The following is a 15,538-nucleotide window of genomic DNA, read 5'->3' on the forward strand; positions in this document are numbered from 1 at the left end:
CTTGCCTCTTGCCATCAGGCTCATGATCTCCTCACCTTTTTTTGCGACCTGCTCTTACCCTTTGGCATGCTTTTTGCGAATCCAGAGAAGTGTGGGAGCGCAAACCCTGCGCCGCCCCTGGTCCTTCAGTCAGGGCGGCCCTTTCAATCCACTGGCATCGGTTGCATGAGCAGCGTGATCAACGCGACCTCATCTGCGCCATAAGGAGCTTGAGTAATGGGAGTGCGAGGAAACAAGGCAGAGACGCATCTTGGTCTGCTTGAGGTGGATGATATGACTTCTGCGGCCCAGCGTCCAAAGAAGAGAGCGGGACAACCCAGGCACCCCGGCAAACGCAGCCGTCAGGCAGCCGCCGCTTTCGATGAGCCTAGCCCCTCCGATCTCGACCTGGAAAGCGAAGAGGCTGTTCTCGCTGAGCTGGGAGAAGAGGAGGACGAGGATGAGGATGGAGGGGAGACATCAGAACGCAGTGCCATCGATGACACTGTGAAGCTCTACTTGAAAGAAATCGGCTCCTATCCGCTGCTGACTGCAGAGCAGGAGTTAATGCTCGCCGAGCGCGTGGCCCAAGGCGACCTTCGGGCCCGTCAGCGCCTCATCGAGTCAAATCTCCGTCTAGTTGTTAGCATCGCCAAGCGCTACACCAACCAGGGCCTACCTCTCCTCGACATGATTCAGGAGGGGAACATCGGCCTCATGCGAGCGGCCCAGAAATTCGACTATCGCCGCGGGTTCCGCTTCAGCACATATGCCACCTGGTGGATTCGTCAGGCCATCAGCCGGGCGATCGCGGAGCATTCGCGCACGATCCATATCCCGGTGCACGTTGTAGAACTCATTTACCGCATTAAGCGCGTGGCCCGACGCATCTATCAGGAGCAAGGCGTTGAGCCGCTGCCCGAGGAGCTAGCTGCCGAGGTAGGCCTCCCCAAGGAGCGCATTGTCGAGCTTCTCAATATCTCGGAGCAGCCAGTCTCTCTCGATGCTCCGGTTGCCGATGACGAACAGTATCACCTGGCCGACACGCTGGAGGACCCCAGCATGATGGCCCCAGAGGACAGCGAAGCACGTCAGCGACTCCATGACCATCTTCAGCAGGCAATGGAGATTCTCAATCCCCGCGAGCGGACGATTCTTGAGATGCGCTACGGCCTGCAGGATGGTTGTTCTCACTCATTGGACGAGGTGAGCGCCCGCTTCAAACTGACACGCGAGCGCATTCGCCAGATCGAGGTGAAGGCACTACGCAAGCTGCGCTATCCCGAGCGCTACTACGGTCTGCGCGAATTTGCTTCGCTCTGAAAGGTAAGGTAAGGAGGAAGGAGATCGGCGAGCCGACCAGCGGCGGTAGAGAGAGCGCACCACCGCTGGTCTGGCTCCGCCTGGCTCTTCTTCCACCTCTTCGCTTCGAGGATAGAGGAACCTGCCAGGCGTCAGGCTAGCGTTGGGCGCTCACCGCCTGGTGCGCCTGCATCTGGAGGTACGCGCGAATAAAGGGATCAAGATCGCCGGCCAGGTACCCCTGGGTATCGCTGGTCTCATAGCCGGTGCGATGATCCTTGACAATCGTATACGGATGCAAAGTGACTGTGCGAATCTGGGTCCCAAAGTCGGCCTGGACATATTCGCCCTTGAGACGCGCGACTTCCTCCTCACGCTTGCGGCGCTCCAACTCGTAGAGACGCGCCCGCAGGATGCGCATCGCCACCTCGCGGTTCTGGATCTGCGACCGCTCGTTTTGACAGGTGACTACGATCCCCGTTGGAATATGGCGGATGCGCACCGCCGAATCGGTCTTGTTGACGTGTTGGCCGCCGGCGCCGGTCGAGCGATAGGTATCGATATCGAGGTCTTCGGGGCGAATGGTTACCTCGATGGTGTCCTCAATATCGGGGATGACCTCGACGCGGGCAAAGGAGGTATGGCGGCGATGCGCGGCATCGAAGGGCGAGAGGCGAATGAGACGATGGGTTCCAATCTCGGAACGCAGGTGGCCATAGGCATAGCGTCCCGAGATCTCAACCGTGGCGCTCTTGATCCCTGCCTCCTCACCTTCATTGTAATCGTAGATCTGGGTGCGGAAGCGATGTCGCTCGGCCCAGCGCAAGTACATGCGCAGCAGCATCTCGGCCCAATCCTGAGCATCAACGCCGCCGCTGCCCGCATGGATGCTGAGAATAGCGTCGCGTTCATCGTGCTCACCGCTGAAGAGCAGAGCCAGCTCAAGCTGCTCTACCTCCTGCTCTACAGCATTCAGCGAGCGCGTGACCTCAGCCTCCAGATCAGCATCCGGTTCCTCTCCTAGCAATTGCGCTAACTCCTGCAGATCTTGAAGCTGCTTCTCCAGTCTCTCCCAGGTCTCGACTTCTTCGCGCAATGCTGTGAGGTGCTGCATATGAGACTGGGCCCGGCGATTGTCGGACCAAAAATCGGGTTGGAGCGTCTCCGCCTCGAGAGCCGCAATCTGTTCTCGTTTGTGCGCCAGGTCAAAGGCGCACCATCGTTTCGTGGACTCGCCATTGCAGGCGTTCAATACGCGAGGTCAGCTCACTCATGGTTGTTATTGTAGCATGTTTGTAGCTCCGACGAAAGAGCTGTTCCGTTCAGCAGACTGGCCCGAGCTGCTCTCTCACCCCCGCAGAGGCCAAAGGCTTATTGGAGGAGTTTCGCCATATAGTATTCATCGACAGACTGCCCATCGACGACGAGGGCTTGACGGCGCAGACCCTCGACCATAAAGCCCTGCCGGAGATAGAGGGCCAGTGCGCGCTGGTTATGGACCATCACGGTTAATTCCAGACGATGAAAACTCCGTTGCCGGGCCCAGCTCTCCATCACCTGGAAGAGACGGCTGCCAATTCCCTGGCCTGTAAAGGCCTGGAGGATGCCGATGACCAGTGTAGCCCGCTGACGTTCGCGCCGATAGGTTCCTCCTTCAAGGGCCAGGTAGCCAACCAGCTCGCCACTCTGCCCGGCCTCGGCCACAAAAATGGTCGAGCGCCCCGTAGCCAGCAGGTTTTCAAGCGCTTGCCGCTGCTCGTCCGGCGTCAGGGTGCGCTCGTCAGGCTCCAGTAGCATAAAGCGTGTCTCCTGGTCGAGTCGCTTACAAAGCGTCAGAAAGGCCTCAGCATCGTCTGGTGTAATCTCTCGAATATGAACAACAGTGCTCATCACGATGCGCTTGTTTCCTTCTCGCTATTGACGATGCTCTCACTTCTCGTGGCTACCAGCCCTGCTCTGGTTGATCCGTCGATCACTCACAAGCATCCTACTGCTTTTGTTCCTGCAAGCGGAGAGCGAGGGCACGCTGTAGCTGCTCCAAGGAGACGTTGCCGCCCGAGCAGACGAGAGCGACTTTTTTGCCTTGCAGCTCGTCTCGCAGCCGATAGGCTGCCGCCAGGGCCGCGGCGCCTGCTCCCTCGGCCAGCGTATGGGCCAGTTCAGCCATCCAGGCAATCGCACGCAGGATTTCCTCGTCGGAGACCAATACGAATTCGCGCAGCTTCTCCTGCAGGATCTGTTGCGGTAAGGCAAAAGAGACCCCGGTTGCCAGTCCTTCAGCCAGGGTGCGATTCGGAGCGGTCACCAGCCGCCGCTGGCGCCAGGATTCGTAAGCCGCCGGGGCTGCCTCGGATTGCACGCCGATGACGCGCAGGCCAGGATTGAGCGTACGGGCCACAAGACAGGCGCCGGCGGCCCCACTGCCACCCCCGATGGGGACAATGAGTACCTCCAGGTCCGGGCAGTCCTCCAGAATCTCCAGGGTCAGGGTCGCCACACCGGCAATTAGCAGTGGCTCATCCCCCGAATGGATGTAGCGATAGCCATGCTGCCGGGCCAGCTCTTCACAGTAGGACTTGGCTTCATCATAGGTCGGACCATGAAAGATGACTTCTGCACCCATCCCGCGCATGGCCGCTACTTTGCCCGGATTCGCTCCTTCAGGAACAACGATGCGCGCTTTGACCCCAAAGAGGCGGGCAGCATAGGCCACCGATTGGCCGTGGTTGCCGGTGGAGGCCGCGATAACCCCCCGAGCGCGCTCCTCGGGCGTGAGACGCGCAATTAGATTGACGCCTCCGCGTACTTTGAAGGCGCCTACGGGTTGATAGTTCTCGTGCTTGACATAGACCTGGGCCGCCAGCAATTCATTGAGTGCCGGATAGCTGTATAGGGGAGTGCGTGGCAAATAGGACGCAATTTGCTGTCTGGCCCGCAATACATCTTGAAAGGTGGGAATCTGCATTTCTGCTGTCATCTTCAACTTCTCACTAGCAGCGATTATGTTAAGCAATAAAGCTCGTCCCGCCTGCTGCGAAGGGTTCCAGCATCGCACAGAGTGCGGCTGAGCATTTCCAGGCAGCCACTAACAGACGTGTAGAGCGTGCGTCTGGGTGAGCAGTATAGGATCAGTATACCATCTCGCTGACTGGCCTGGCGGGCAATGTTCCAGTAAGAGTGTCAGGCCAGCTTTATCTACTTCGGTTCTAAAGCGCGCCATCCTCTGTCTGTCTCATCTCAGCTGGCTGCAGCAGGCCAGGCCAGACAGGATACAGACCAATGCGCCAGCGGAAGAGGAGCGCTATCTAGAGGTGCTGGCGCCTGCTGGCCCGTGCCCTTGTCAGGTCAGATACCTCGTGCTATCCTCTCTGGTATCGGCAGGATGTGAGCAGCGCCCGCTATTATCCACTTTGCTTCTCTCAAGGCTACCTGAAAAGAGGCCGGTCACTAGCAGCAGCGCAACATGTCAAGGTCGAGGCTATCATTGCACTATGCTGGGGAGCCAGAGCCAGCAGCCGGCTCTGGCCACATTTTACGAGAGATCTACGCTCTGCTCCAGGCAGCAGGGGAGCCGCTGGACGAGGAGCGGCTCCTTCAAGGGCTGCGGGAGAGGGCACAGTTGGCTTGCGAGTTTCCCTCGCGCCAGTCGCTCGCTCAGCTGCTGGCAAGCTCGGATCTCTTTGTGTGCGATCCTGCAGGACGTTGGCAGCCAGCCATCTGGAGACTCTGGCAACGAGAACTAGAGCATCTTGACTTTGTCGTCCTGGATATCGAGACCACCGGCCTAAGACCGGGGCGCGACCGCATCATTGAGCTTGGAGCCTGGCGCCTACGAGGCGAGCTGCTGGGTGGACGGTTCCACAGCCTGGTGAATCCTGAGCAGCCAGTATCCGCCGCTATTGTACGATTAACTGGCATCGATGAGCAAAGTCTGGCGGCAGCGCCTACAATCGGGCTGGTCCTGCCTGAGCTGCTACGTTTCTGCAGCGGCGCCATCCTGGTCGGGCACAACCTGGGCTTCGATCTACATTTCCTCGCCTACGAGACGGCTCCCCTCAATGCACGGCTGCCCGTGGCGGGGATCGATGTGCTGACGCTGGCCCGCCGTCTCTTGCCTGATCAGCGCCGCTGCGGCCTGGCGGCCCTGGCCCGCCGGCTGCAGGTTCCACTGACGACTCCTCATCGGGCGCTGGCAGATGCCGAGGCAACGGCAATGGTCTTTGTCAAGCTGCTGCAGCTGGCCCGTCAGCAGGGTCTAACGACCTACGGGCAGCTCCTGCAATATCTGCAGCCTGCGTCAGCTGGGCAGGAAGAGCTGAGCACAGGTCTGGCCCGGTCCCCCAGCGTTCCGGGCCAGCCAGCACAGTGCTCTGAGTCGCAGCAGGCAGAAAGACACTCGGCCAGGCGGAGACCTGACCCTACCGTCTGGTCACCACTCTCAGGCATGTTTTGGCTCAATCCCGCCTGGCGACGTACGTTTCCCGCGCAACCTGGCGTTTACTTGATGAAAGACGGAGCGGGCCACGTGCTCTACGTCGGTAAGGCTCGCTGCTTAAAGGCGCGCCTGGCCTCCTACTATCATCACCGACCAGGCATCAGGCCGAGAATCGATAGTCTGCTCCCGCAAGTGCAGGCCATCGAGACACGTCCTCTCGGCTCCGAGCTAGAGGCGCTGCTCGTCGAGTCCCAGCTGATCAAGGAGCTACAGCCTCCTTACAACACCCAGCTGCGCGATTACGAGCGTTATCCTTTTCTCAAGGTCGATGTACACCAGCCTTTTCCACGCTTTGGCATTACCCGTGAGCCAGGGACCGACGGGGCCCGCTATTTCGGACCCTTTCGCAGCGAGCGCAGCCTGGCTGTGACGTTAGAGCTGCTTGAGCGCCTTTTTCCATTGGCAACCTGTACCCGCCCCTTGCCACCAGCAGGCGCGCCCAGCGCGCCATGTCTTCGCTACCATCTGGGTCGCTGCCTGGCCCCCTGCAGTGGTCAGGCCGATCCAGCTTCCTACCGACAGATGATCGAGGAGGTCTGCGCCTTCCTGACGGGGAAGCGTCCCGAGCTATTGGCCCGTGTGCGCCACCAGATGGAGGAAGCCGCCCAGGCCCTGCACTACGAGCGGGCCGCCCGCCTGCGTGACATGCTCCAGAGCGCTGAGGAGGTCCTCCTCAGTCAGCGCCTGATCAGCAGTGCCGTTGCCGCCAATAATCTGCTCATTGCCTATCCCTCAGCCTGGGAGGGCTACAACGAGATCTTTCTGATCCGTCACGGTCGCTTGCTCGAACTCCAACGGGTTCCTCACGAGGAGCAGGCCACGCGCCAGGCGCTGGGCCACTTACTCGCCAGGGCCGCGGCCCTGCCGTCCCCCCCCACCACAGTGGGACAGGCGGAGATCGACCAGATTATGATCATCAGTCGCTGGATCAAGCGCCATAGCCGGGACCGCGCCTTCTTCCCTCTCACCTCCCAGGTCCTGGTGGAGGCGCAGGCCAGGGAGCAGCTGATTGAAGCCATCTGGCAAGCGCTCTGTGCCCAGCAACGAGGGCCTGCCACGCGCACCCAGCCACAGGAGCCGGGATCAGACGACCAGGCGCGCAGACAAAATGGCTCAGATGTGATACCATAGCAGCTACATCATCGCTCTCCTTTCCACCAGCTCCTGACGAGTCCAGGCCAGGAGCCAGATCATGGCGGTGGTCCGTAGAGCCAGTTCATCCAGCGCGGAGGAAATAATGATCTATGCTGTTATCAGATAAGCGTATCAAAGAGGAGCTTGCACGCGGCAACATTGTTATCGAACCTTTCGACGAGCGCCAGCTTGGAACCAATTCCTATGATTGCCGTCTGGGTGAGTGGTACTTTCAGGGCGATGCGAACGTTGAGATCCTCCATCTAGACAACCCGGAGGAGATCCGACGCTATTGGGGCGAGCCACGTCGCGCCAAGAATGGCCAGATAGCCATTCGCCCAGGGACAACCATTCTCGCCCATACGCAAGAGATCATCGGTGGTCGCAATGGCTACCTGGGGAAAATGTACGCACGCAGCACAGTCGCTCGCTCGGGCCTCTCGGTCTGCCGCTGCGCCGGTGTGGGCGACGTAGGCTATATCAGCCGCTGGACAATGGAGATCAGCAACCATACCATGACGACCATTGTCGTGCCCGTCGGCTTCCGCATCTGCCAGATCACCTTCGAGTACGTCGGTGAGACACTCAAAGAATATCAGGGGAAATATGGGCAGCAGCAGGAATGGTCGCCCGAGGATATGCTGCCTAAAGCGTACCTGGACTGGGACTATGCACTCTACAGCCAACACCGCCGGCGTCACCTGGAAGCCGAGCACGAGCTCTAACCAATCGGGCCAGCCCTCTCGGCCAGACCGGCCATCGCCACCTGCCTTATCCACAGCGCCTCAGCCCCCCTTCGCCCCCCCTCAGCAGCAGGATGGAGCGGGTCCAGCCCGGCCCGGCCCGACCCGCTCCAGGCGCCCCAGCCAGACTTTACCTGTTCGTTCCACCTATCACCAGCAATGGCTGACAGTCTGCTGCGAGCATTCAGGGATTTTCCGCCCCTTGAAGCAGATTGATCTGCTCAACAAGCTGAGCATTATGGGCATGTAATTGATTGATCTGGTCCTGTAACAGGCGCTTCTCCTGTGTGACTACATTCAAGCGCTCCTGGAGACGCTGAACGGCCTGCTGAGCCTGCTCTAGCTCCTCGCTCCTGGCCCCCTGCTCCTGTTGCAGGCGCTGATATTCCTGTGTTAGACGAGTCAACTCTTGCCGCGTCACCTCCAGCTCTTGCTGTGCTTTCTTAAGCGATTCTTCGAGATTATCACGCTCATGCTCCATATCGCTCAATTGGCTACGGGCCTGCAGAAGCTGCATCGTCAAATTGCGCATATTCTCCTTGTGGGCCTGCTCAACACTCTGCAAATCGTTCTCCAGGCGAGTAATGTAGGCCCCATAGCGCCAACCCAGCAGCACCTCCACCAGATCGCGCTCTGCGCTGCCCTCCTTCAAGCGCTGGCGCAACTCCTCCAGGGCCTCGACATTCCAATGGCCTCCAGCCAGAAGGCCGCCAAGGGCCCGCAGAGAAATCTCCAGCTGATCAGGACTCTGGAGGCGTTCCCTATTGAGAGTGAGGCCATACTGACTCAGGCTCAGAGCCAGTTCGCTGATCTCAGGGTAGGCCCTCAGCATTCCCAGCATACTGACCACCAGATTGGCCAGATCCGGCGGGGTCTCAGGATCATGATACATCTCCCACAGGGCAGTCTCGCCCTCCCGGCCCAAGAAGAGAAAGCAACGCATCAAGAGTTCCTGACGCTCCGAACGCGCATAGAGAGCCTGCACCAGATGCTGGACAATATACTCCCCTCCCATCAGCAGCAGCAGAGCCAGAATGCGGCGGCAGAGCCGTTCGTCGCTCTGGGGATGCTGGACATATTCCAGCAAGGCCGGAACCATCTCTTGACGAGAAGGATCAGGGCTGTTCGCTTCATCATGGATACGCTCCTGCAAGAGCGTTGCCGCCATTGCGCTTTCCTGAACTGTCCGGCTGGCCAGGTGAGCCAGCAGCTCATCCTTAATGACAAGCGTCGGCATACTGCGGAAGATCTCAAGGGCTGCTTCACGCCGCTGACGATTAGCCAGATCGCTACAAGCTGCCCAGATAAAGGGGAGGGCTGGTGTACCAATATCGCGCAGAATACGCCGAGCGGCACGCGCTACCTGGGGATCAGGATCGGTGATTAGCTCGCCTACAGGAGCGACCGCCAGATCACCCAACTCGACCAGGGTAATCTCGGCACCATGCCGCCGCTCCTCCGAGCGGAGAGCCGCCACTAACCCCGCCAGCGCCTCGCGTCCAGCAGGTGTAAGACGGCGCCGGGCCAGGCGGGCAAGCACGTCTGAAACCCCGCCGAGGAGATAGGCATCGCCCAGGCCGTCCAGGAGAGCGGGAACAGCCAGATCGGCGAGATCGCCAGCCAGGATCGCCACCAGGCTCTCATAGGCCCGTGGCGGCAACGAGGGACCAAAGAGCTGCACCACCTGCTCGACAGCTTCCGGCTGTTGGCGCACGAGCGAGATCACTAATTGCTGCGCCCGTCGCCGTGCCAGCTCATCCTCCTGAGCCAGACCCGGAATGATGGTCGAGAGAATCTCTGGCCCAAAGAGCAGCAGGATCGAGACCGCGGCATCACCACGCTCGGGATCACCAAGCAGACTGATGAGTGGAGGCACAGCCTCAGCCGGATAGCGTACCAGATATTCTGCCAGTACCGGGCGCCAGGCCGGACGATTCAGCACTTCAAGGAGAGCAGGCACCAGGACCTGCCCGGCCATACCATCGAGAATCTGGCGGACATAGCTGCGAGTGCGTGCATCGGGATGGAAGAGCTGCTGGACAAGCAGCAGCGCGGCCTCGGCTCCCCGCTCCTGGAAGATTTTCGCTACCTGCTGGACTTGGGCCTCGCTCCCGTGGGTCAGAACAGCGATGAGCTGTTCACCAGGAAACGGCTCCATACCAAGAATCGCCCGCCTCACCCGAGCCGCCACTACGGTTTCACACTCCGGCTCGACATCGAGCGCATCGAGGAGATCGGAGAGAGCCACCTCACGCAGGCGGCTCAGCGCCAGAATAGCCTCCTCATAGACGAGCGTCTCCTTGCTGTCCAGCAGACCGATCAGCGGCGGCACCACCTGCCCATCGGCGAAGCGTGCCAAGGCCCGGATAATAGCTACCGTCAGCAGCGGCTCGCTTCGCGCCTCCTGCAGGAGGCCAATCAGCGCCGGGATCACGCGCGGATCATCCAACTCTTCGAGCACCTGGATCAGCAGCTGGGTACGACCGGGGACAATCTGCGGTAAAGCTTGCAAAATTGGCTCCAACACCTCTTCGCCCATCCCGCTGAGGATACGCGCCGCCAGACTGGCTACCTGCTCTTCTTTGCCATGCAGCACCAGCTCGATCAGGCCCGGAATACTCTCGGGCACGTAGGCGTGCTGCAAAGCGATCCCTACTTGCTGGCGCACCAGGGGCGAAGTATCGGCCAGAAGCTTGAGCAGTAGGGGCAAAGCCTGCAGGTCGCGGATGCCGCCGAGCACCTCGACCAGGCGGGCCCGTACGACATCGGTGCTCTGGCTTTCTAACTGCTTCAGGAGCAAAGGCGTCAGGCGCGCATCTCCCTGCTGCAGGACCCGAATGGCATTGCGCACCAGCAGCTCATCTGCACTAGCCAGAGCCTGGATGAGAAGCTGAACACTCTCGGGCTGCGGCTCCCTCTGCAACTGACGGGCCAGCAGATCACGCGCCGCACGCTGTACCTCGGGCGGCTGCTGCCCAGACAGGAGAGGGCAGACCGCCGCGAGAACTCGCTTACGCTGCTCCTCAGAAAGCGCACGTTGCGCATCGCTCTCGCTGAGAAAATAGTCAAGTACCACTAGAATGGCCCGCTGCACCTGACGCGCTGCCGTACCACTGGGCAGATACTGCTCTAAGGCATCGAGCAGTGGCTCCAAGGCTCGCGTGGGACCGAGGCGAATCAGCGCCTTAAGCGCCCCCTCGACGATCACCTGCTCGCTATCGGCAAGGCAATCAAGTAGAGGATCTACGGCTTGCTGCGCATCACAACGAGCGAGGATACGCACTGCTGCCGCCCGCAAGCGTAACGAATGATCAGATGCTGGCTGCAGCAACTCAGCAGCATAGGGAATTACCCCCTCACCCAGGCGCCCTAAAACGGGGATAAGACGCCGGACCTGGCCATCATAGGCAGGCAGGTCGATGACCTCGTAGAGATAATCGAAGAAGCGATCCAACAGCAACTTCTGGTCGCAGAGCCGCAGCAGGTTTTCAATGCCAGGCACCATCACGGTCGGCAACAATCCCTGATAGATCTCCAGCGTGCCTTCCGCGGCGAACCGCCCAATGAGACGAGAGAGCTGCTCAACAGCCGCTGGATCGCGCAGGATGCCACTGAGCAAGCGTAAGAGGCGAGGTGGCAGGCTCAGCGGCTCATCGGCCATTGAACGCGGGGGACTCCAGGCGACACCGACACAGATAAGCGCCAAAGCTCCAGCAGCCACGGCAGAGGAGGAATGCGCTTCTCCCAAGCCAGCAAAGCGCTCCGCCAGATCGAGAGGCTCATCGATAATGCCCGCCCACAGCGCGACGGGACCCGCCCAGCGCGCAGCATCACTACAGCAGAGCGCGAGGACTGCCTGCCGTCCCTCCACTCCCTGGCCTGTCTCCAGATCAACCTCTAGCAAGACAGAGGCCACCAGGTACTCTACCAGCCAGAGATGACGGAAGCGCAGGCAATCGCCGCCAAGCACTAGCAGACCAGCAGCCTCCAGACAGCTCAGCTGGTGTTCCAGGAGCGATGGCTCAGCCAGTGGAGCCTGGAGATCCTCTGGTAGTACCAGCCCCTGTCGCGACAGGATCGAGCGATTCTCTTCGAGCCAGCGAGGCAAAGCCAGAGCTGCTGCACGGGCCGCCGTTTTCTGACGGCGCCCTTGGGCCACGGGCAGAACGATGAGATTGCGCGCTCCACTCAGATAGAGCACCCAGGCCAGCCGGCGGAGCAGCGCCACTACTTCTTCTTCTGTCAGACCGCGCTTGCCCCGGCGCCAGCGCTTTTGCCGCAACTCCCGCATCAGCAAGAGGTGTAATAAATGAGCGAGGAGGCGGCCACGACTATCGAACTGCCCAGGATTCCCTAAATCGAGCGTATCCAGAATCTCCAGAAAGCTAAAGAGGGTGAGCGGCACACTACACAGATAGCGCAGGCGACTATCTTCGAGCGCACGCATAATCTGGCCAGCAGTGTACTGTCGACGCGTCACAATCCGCTGCTCCCGCAGCGCCTGCTCGACAAAGCGACGGATTAGCGCGGGCGAGAGTGGAGTAAGAACAGCACAGGCCATCTCCCCTGCTGTCAACAAGCGCTCCAACTGGGGCAGAGCGTCATGAGCCAGATCGCAGGCACTCACCACCAGGCGATTACCTGTCTGACTCATGAGATAGCTCAGCTCAGAGATGATAGCCTCGCGGAAAGCCACCTCAATCAGATGGAAATCATCGCAGAGGAGCAATAGCTGGCCACGCTCCGCCAGCTGGCTCAGATAGGGCCGCAGGTGGCGCAGACCTGGGGCCTGGCTCTCCAGGAGGAAGTCAAAAAGGGTGGCCTCTGGCTGCAGGCTAACCAGCGCCGGCTTATCAGGGGCTGCCTCCTTGTCCTCCTCATCCTCCTTCACCATCCCTCCCCTGCCCTGCCCTCCCTCCTCCGCCTCCGAATCAGCTGCGCATACGATCGATGACCGTCTATTAAGATAGAGGCTATAGTGCTCTAGAGAGAGGTAGACAGGCAATCTCGTATCTTTTCCTCTATTGCGGAGGAAAGCATCGAGAGTAGATCTCAGCAGCCTGGAAAGGGCAAAAGTTTTCCCAGCCCCCGACGTTCCTAGCAGTAGCAGCTGAGCAGATGGCTCTTGCAGCAAAGCGGAGAAAGAAAGGTCCTGTTTATATGGCAGAGCACTCTGATCAGTGATATCCTGATAATAAGCAAGCGCTGTTTCATAGATATCAGAGGCAGTTGACAACGGGAGTATAGCCAGCGGACCTGCCGGGGAGGAACGCACGGCTCGGGCATAGGCGCGGAGAGCCAGCGGGCGGCGCAGCAGGCCAGTGATCACAAAGACAAGGAGACCGACCCCTACAGGAATGGCCAGCGGCCACCATCCACCGAAGGAGAGCGAAGGAAGCCAGGAAGCAAAAGACAGCAACAAGGCGGGCTGATGGCCATCTCCCCGTCCTAGCGGCCAGTGAGTGGCCATTCTCTGCAGCCAGTACAGCGCCAGCTCAACAGCAAAGCCAGCTGTGGCGGCCAAAGTCCCAGCTAGCAGCGGCCAGGCGAGTAGTCGCAGAGCTGTAGCCCCGCCTCCCAGTTTTTGTACGCTTACGAGGGCCTGTGGATGTTGTTCCGCTCTCATTCCGTCCAGCGACCTTTCGCAGAACTTGCCGGTTGATAGCAGTCACAGTATAGCGTAGCAGCGGTGACTTGAACAAGTGTCAACATGGAGGTAACCAGCAATCATGCGGAGCCGGTATAACAGGAAGACTATTTGCTTATTGAGACGACTTATGAACCTGGTGTCACACAAAGCCAGAGAGAAGGGGCAAGCTTGCGTGACGTGCTATCGACCCAGAGTAGAGGCTGCCCGCGGTGCTTGCCTACTTTCGGCCAGTCAACAAGTCTATTGAAAGACCTCCATGCTCCCGTCTCCACTTTCCTGCTGCCTGGCCAGAGTACGGACAAAAGACCCTGGACCAGCAGACAGGCTATACGTCATTGGTAATAGCAGCAGAACAAAGCAAGCGGCAAGCTCCTCTGTTAGAGCGAAGAGAGAAGTGCATCCCTGTCAGAGGGCACTATGATGAGGTATTACCAACATGGAGAAAGAGCAACCACCTGGCCAGAGGAAAGCAGCAGAGATTCCTGAGATCCGCCAGGAAGATGAGGAGGATACTGTCAAGCTGGCCACGATCAGGATTCCCGGCAGGCCCTCGCCCATTCGCCACTCCTCGAGAACTGGTGGCGGGAGCGATGCCAGAAAGCTGCAAGCGCCTCTCCTGGCGCCGTTCACTCCCCCAGAAGCGGCTCGAGCCGAGCCGAAGCAAAGTGAAGAGGAACAGGCCGAGCAGATCGCCCAGGAGGAGACGCGCGAGCTGCCTCTGCCTCCGGCACTGGCAGAGGCAGAGTCTCGTCTGGCCGAGATCGAAACTGCCAAACTGCCTGCTGCCCCTGTGCCTGCCTTCCCTCCTCCCACATGGGTCGACGTGGCAGAGCGAGCCGCCGCCGCTCTCGCCTTGTTACCCACGCGCCAATTGCCGGCCCTGAAAGCAGCTGGCAGGCGAGAAGAAGAGCGGGCCTGGCGACTCAGCCGTGGTCAAGCCTTTTGCCTGCTCGTGCTCCTGCTCATCCTGGTAATCAACGCCAGCACTAGCAGCCTGGCTCAGCTGCTGGGACCACAGGGCTGGGCCTTTATGCTTTGGGGTCCAACCGCTGGCTCTAACAACGTCTTACAGCAGATTCGTTCGGCTTTGCCCTCCGCTACGCCGTCAGTCCACGCGACGGAGCCAAGCTCACAGCAGCTTACACCTGCAGCCTATATCAATCTGATTCTACGCACTATGACGCTTGACCAGAAACTGGGGCAAATGCTCTTTGTACAATTCACTGGTCCTTATTATTCGCTGGATCTCAGCACAATGATCACACAAGAAAATGTCGGCGCAGTGATTCTCTTCACGGCCAACAACAATATCATAAGCATTCCTCAACTGAAGCAGCTGACTCAAGAGATTCAGAACGGGGCTCGCACCGCAGGAAGCGGCATTCCTCTCCTCATCGCCATTGACCAGGAGGGAGGGCTAGTCGATCGCCTGCGCGACCTCGATGGTCCTCGCCCCTCAGCTGCCGAGATCGGCGCCACCAATGACCCCGAGCGCGCGCGGGCCGCCGGTCTCCAGGACGCTCATGATCTGGCATCTTACGGGATTAATCTGAATCTTGCCCCTGTCGTTGACGTGACCAGCGTCTATAACCCGCAACTGGACACGCGTACCTTCGGCAGCGATCCTGGCCTGGTGACACGCATGGCAGGGGCATACTTGCAAGGACTACAGCAGAGTGGCCAGGTCTTTGGCACCCTGAAACATTTCCCGGGCCTGGGCGATGTTAGCGTTGACCCCCACAGTGGGCTACCTGTTCTCACGCGCAGCCTGGCTCAGCTGGAGGCCAACGACTGGTTACCGTATCGTACGTTAATCCAAACAGGACAGGTCCACGCGATCATGGTAACCCATGAGATCGTGAAAGCAGTCGACAGCAGCACACCCTCTTCACTATCACCCAAGGTGATCACCGGTATTCTCCGCCAGCAGCTCGGCTTCCAGGGCGTGGTCATCACCGACAGCCTGACGATGGAGGGGATCAGCGCATACTACAACGAAAGCCAGGCGGCAGTGATGGCGGTCCAGGCCGGGGCCGATCTGCTTATGGGGCCGATCTCAGCGCAGACAGCGGCCTCCATGTTGGAAGCTCTGAAATCCGCAGTGCAAACGGGAACATTGAGCGTTCAACGAATCGATGAGTCTGTACGCCGTATTCTGATGCTGAAATACCAATTGGGGCTGCTGCATTTACCACAGTAGCTCTCTTAACCGTTCAGAGCAGCAGAGAGGCTTTC

8 protein-coding genes are annotated in these 15,538 nt (G+C 59.7%); 4 read left to right on the plus strand and 4 right to left on the minus strand.

The genetic code is table 11. The features are described 5' to 3' along the window. The first annotated feature begins 216 nt into the window (after positions 1 to 216). On the plus strand, positions 217 to 1,302 hold the full coding sequence (locus A4R35_RS08450) for a sigma-70 family RNA polymerase sigma factor (protein ID WP_223258253.1): 1,086 nt from the start codon (positions 217 to 219) through the stop codon (positions 1,300 to 1,302). A 136-nt stretch (positions 1,303 to 1,438) separates the two neighbouring features. Here A4R35_RS08450 and prfB read toward each other — a convergent pair. From prfB to A4R35_RS08465, 3 genes are all read right to left on the minus strand, one after another. Continuing rightward, positions 1,439 to 2,555 (minus strand): peptide chain release factor 2 gene (gene prfB, locus A4R35_RS08455; protein WP_399356828.1). Its coding sequence is split into 2 segments (ribosomal slippage): positions 1,439 to 2,488 and positions 2,490 to 2,555, totalling 1,116 coding nucleotides; the frame shifts between segments, so codons are not numbered across the junction. A gap of 97 nt (positions 2,556 to 2,652) precedes the next feature. Beyond that, positions 2,653 to 3,171, minus strand: a complete 519-nt coding sequence (locus A4R35_RS08460; protein WP_112428380.1) for a GNAT family N-acetyltransferase — start codon at positions 3,169 to 3,171, stop codon at positions 2,653 to 2,655. A 97-nt stretch (positions 3,172 to 3,268) separates the two neighbouring features. Then, on the minus strand, positions 3,269 to 4,258 hold the full coding sequence (locus A4R35_RS08465) for a threonine ammonia-lyase (protein ID WP_223258254.1): 990 nt from the start codon (positions 4,256 to 4,258) through the stop codon (positions 3,269 to 3,271). Positions 4,259 to 4,744: 486 nt separating this feature from the next. On the opposite strand from A4R35_RS08465, the gene A4R35_RS08470 reads away from it, so the two are divergent. Together A4R35_RS08470 and dcd are read left to right on the plus strand one after the other, a co-directional pair. Next, positions 4,745 to 6,907 (plus strand): exonuclease domain-containing protein, encoded by a 2,163-nt coding sequence (locus A4R35_RS08470; protein ID WP_112428382.1) that lies wholly within the window; start codon positions 4,745 to 4,747, stop codon positions 6,905 to 6,907. Positions 6,908 to 7,020: 113 nt separating this feature from the next. Next, positions 7,021 to 7,635 (plus strand): dCTP deaminase, encoded by a 615-nt coding sequence (gene dcd, locus A4R35_RS08475; protein ID WP_112428384.1) that lies wholly within the window; start codon positions 7,021 to 7,023, stop codon positions 7,633 to 7,635. 202 nt (positions 7,636 to 7,837) lie between these two features. Here the strand turns inward: dcd and A4R35_RS08480 are convergent, their stop codons facing one another. Next, a complete protein-coding gene (locus A4R35_RS08480; RefSeq protein WP_112428386.1) occupies positions 7,838 to 13,279 on the minus strand; it encodes a HEAT repeat domain-containing protein in 5,442 nt (1,813 codons plus the stop codon). Positions 13,280 to 13,739: 460 nt separating this feature from the next. Between A4R35_RS08480 and A4R35_RS08485 the strand changes: the two genes are divergently transcribed. After that, positions 13,740 to 15,503, plus strand: coding sequence for a glycoside hydrolase family 3 protein (locus A4R35_RS08485; RefSeq protein WP_112428388.1), 1,764 nt, complete (start codon positions 13,740 to 13,742; stop codon positions 15,501 to 15,503). Positions 15,504 to 15,538 lie beyond the last annotated feature (35 nt).

This window comes from Thermogemmatispora tikiterensis, from assembly GCF_003268475.1.
Classification (GTDB): domain Bacteria; phylum Chloroflexota; class Ktedonobacteria; order Ktedonobacterales; family Ktedonobacteraceae; genus Thermogemmatispora; species Thermogemmatispora tikiterensis.

Bases quoted from the DNA above. Each gene is read 5' to 3' on its own strand.
- A4R35_RS08450 (WP_223258253.1), top strand. From the start codon at position 217: ATGGGAGTGCGAGGAAACAAGGCAGAGACGCATCTTGGTCTGCTTGAG.
- A4R35_RS08460 (WP_112428380.1), bottom strand. From the start codon at position 3,171: ATGAGCACTGTTGTTCATATTCGAGAGATTACACCAGACGATGCTGAG.
- A4R35_RS08465 (WP_223258254.1), bottom strand. From the start codon at position 4,258: ATGACAGCAGAAATGCAGATTCCCACCTTTCAAGATGTATTGCGGGCC.
- A4R35_RS08470 (WP_112428382.1), top strand. From the start codon at position 4,745: ATGTCAAGGTCGAGGCTATCATTGCACTATGCTGGGGAGCCAGAGCCA.
- dcd (WP_112428384.1), top strand. From the start codon at position 7,021: ATGCTGTTATCAGATAAGCGTATCAAAGAGGAGCTTGCACGCGGCAAC.
- A4R35_RS08480 (WP_112428386.1), bottom strand. From the start codon at position 13,279: ATGAGAGCGGAACAACATCCACAGGCCCTCGTAAGCGTACAAAAACTG.
- A4R35_RS08485 (WP_112428388.1), top strand. From the start codon at position 13,740: ATGGAGAAAGAGCAACCACCTGGCCAGAGGAAAGCAGCAGAGATTCCT.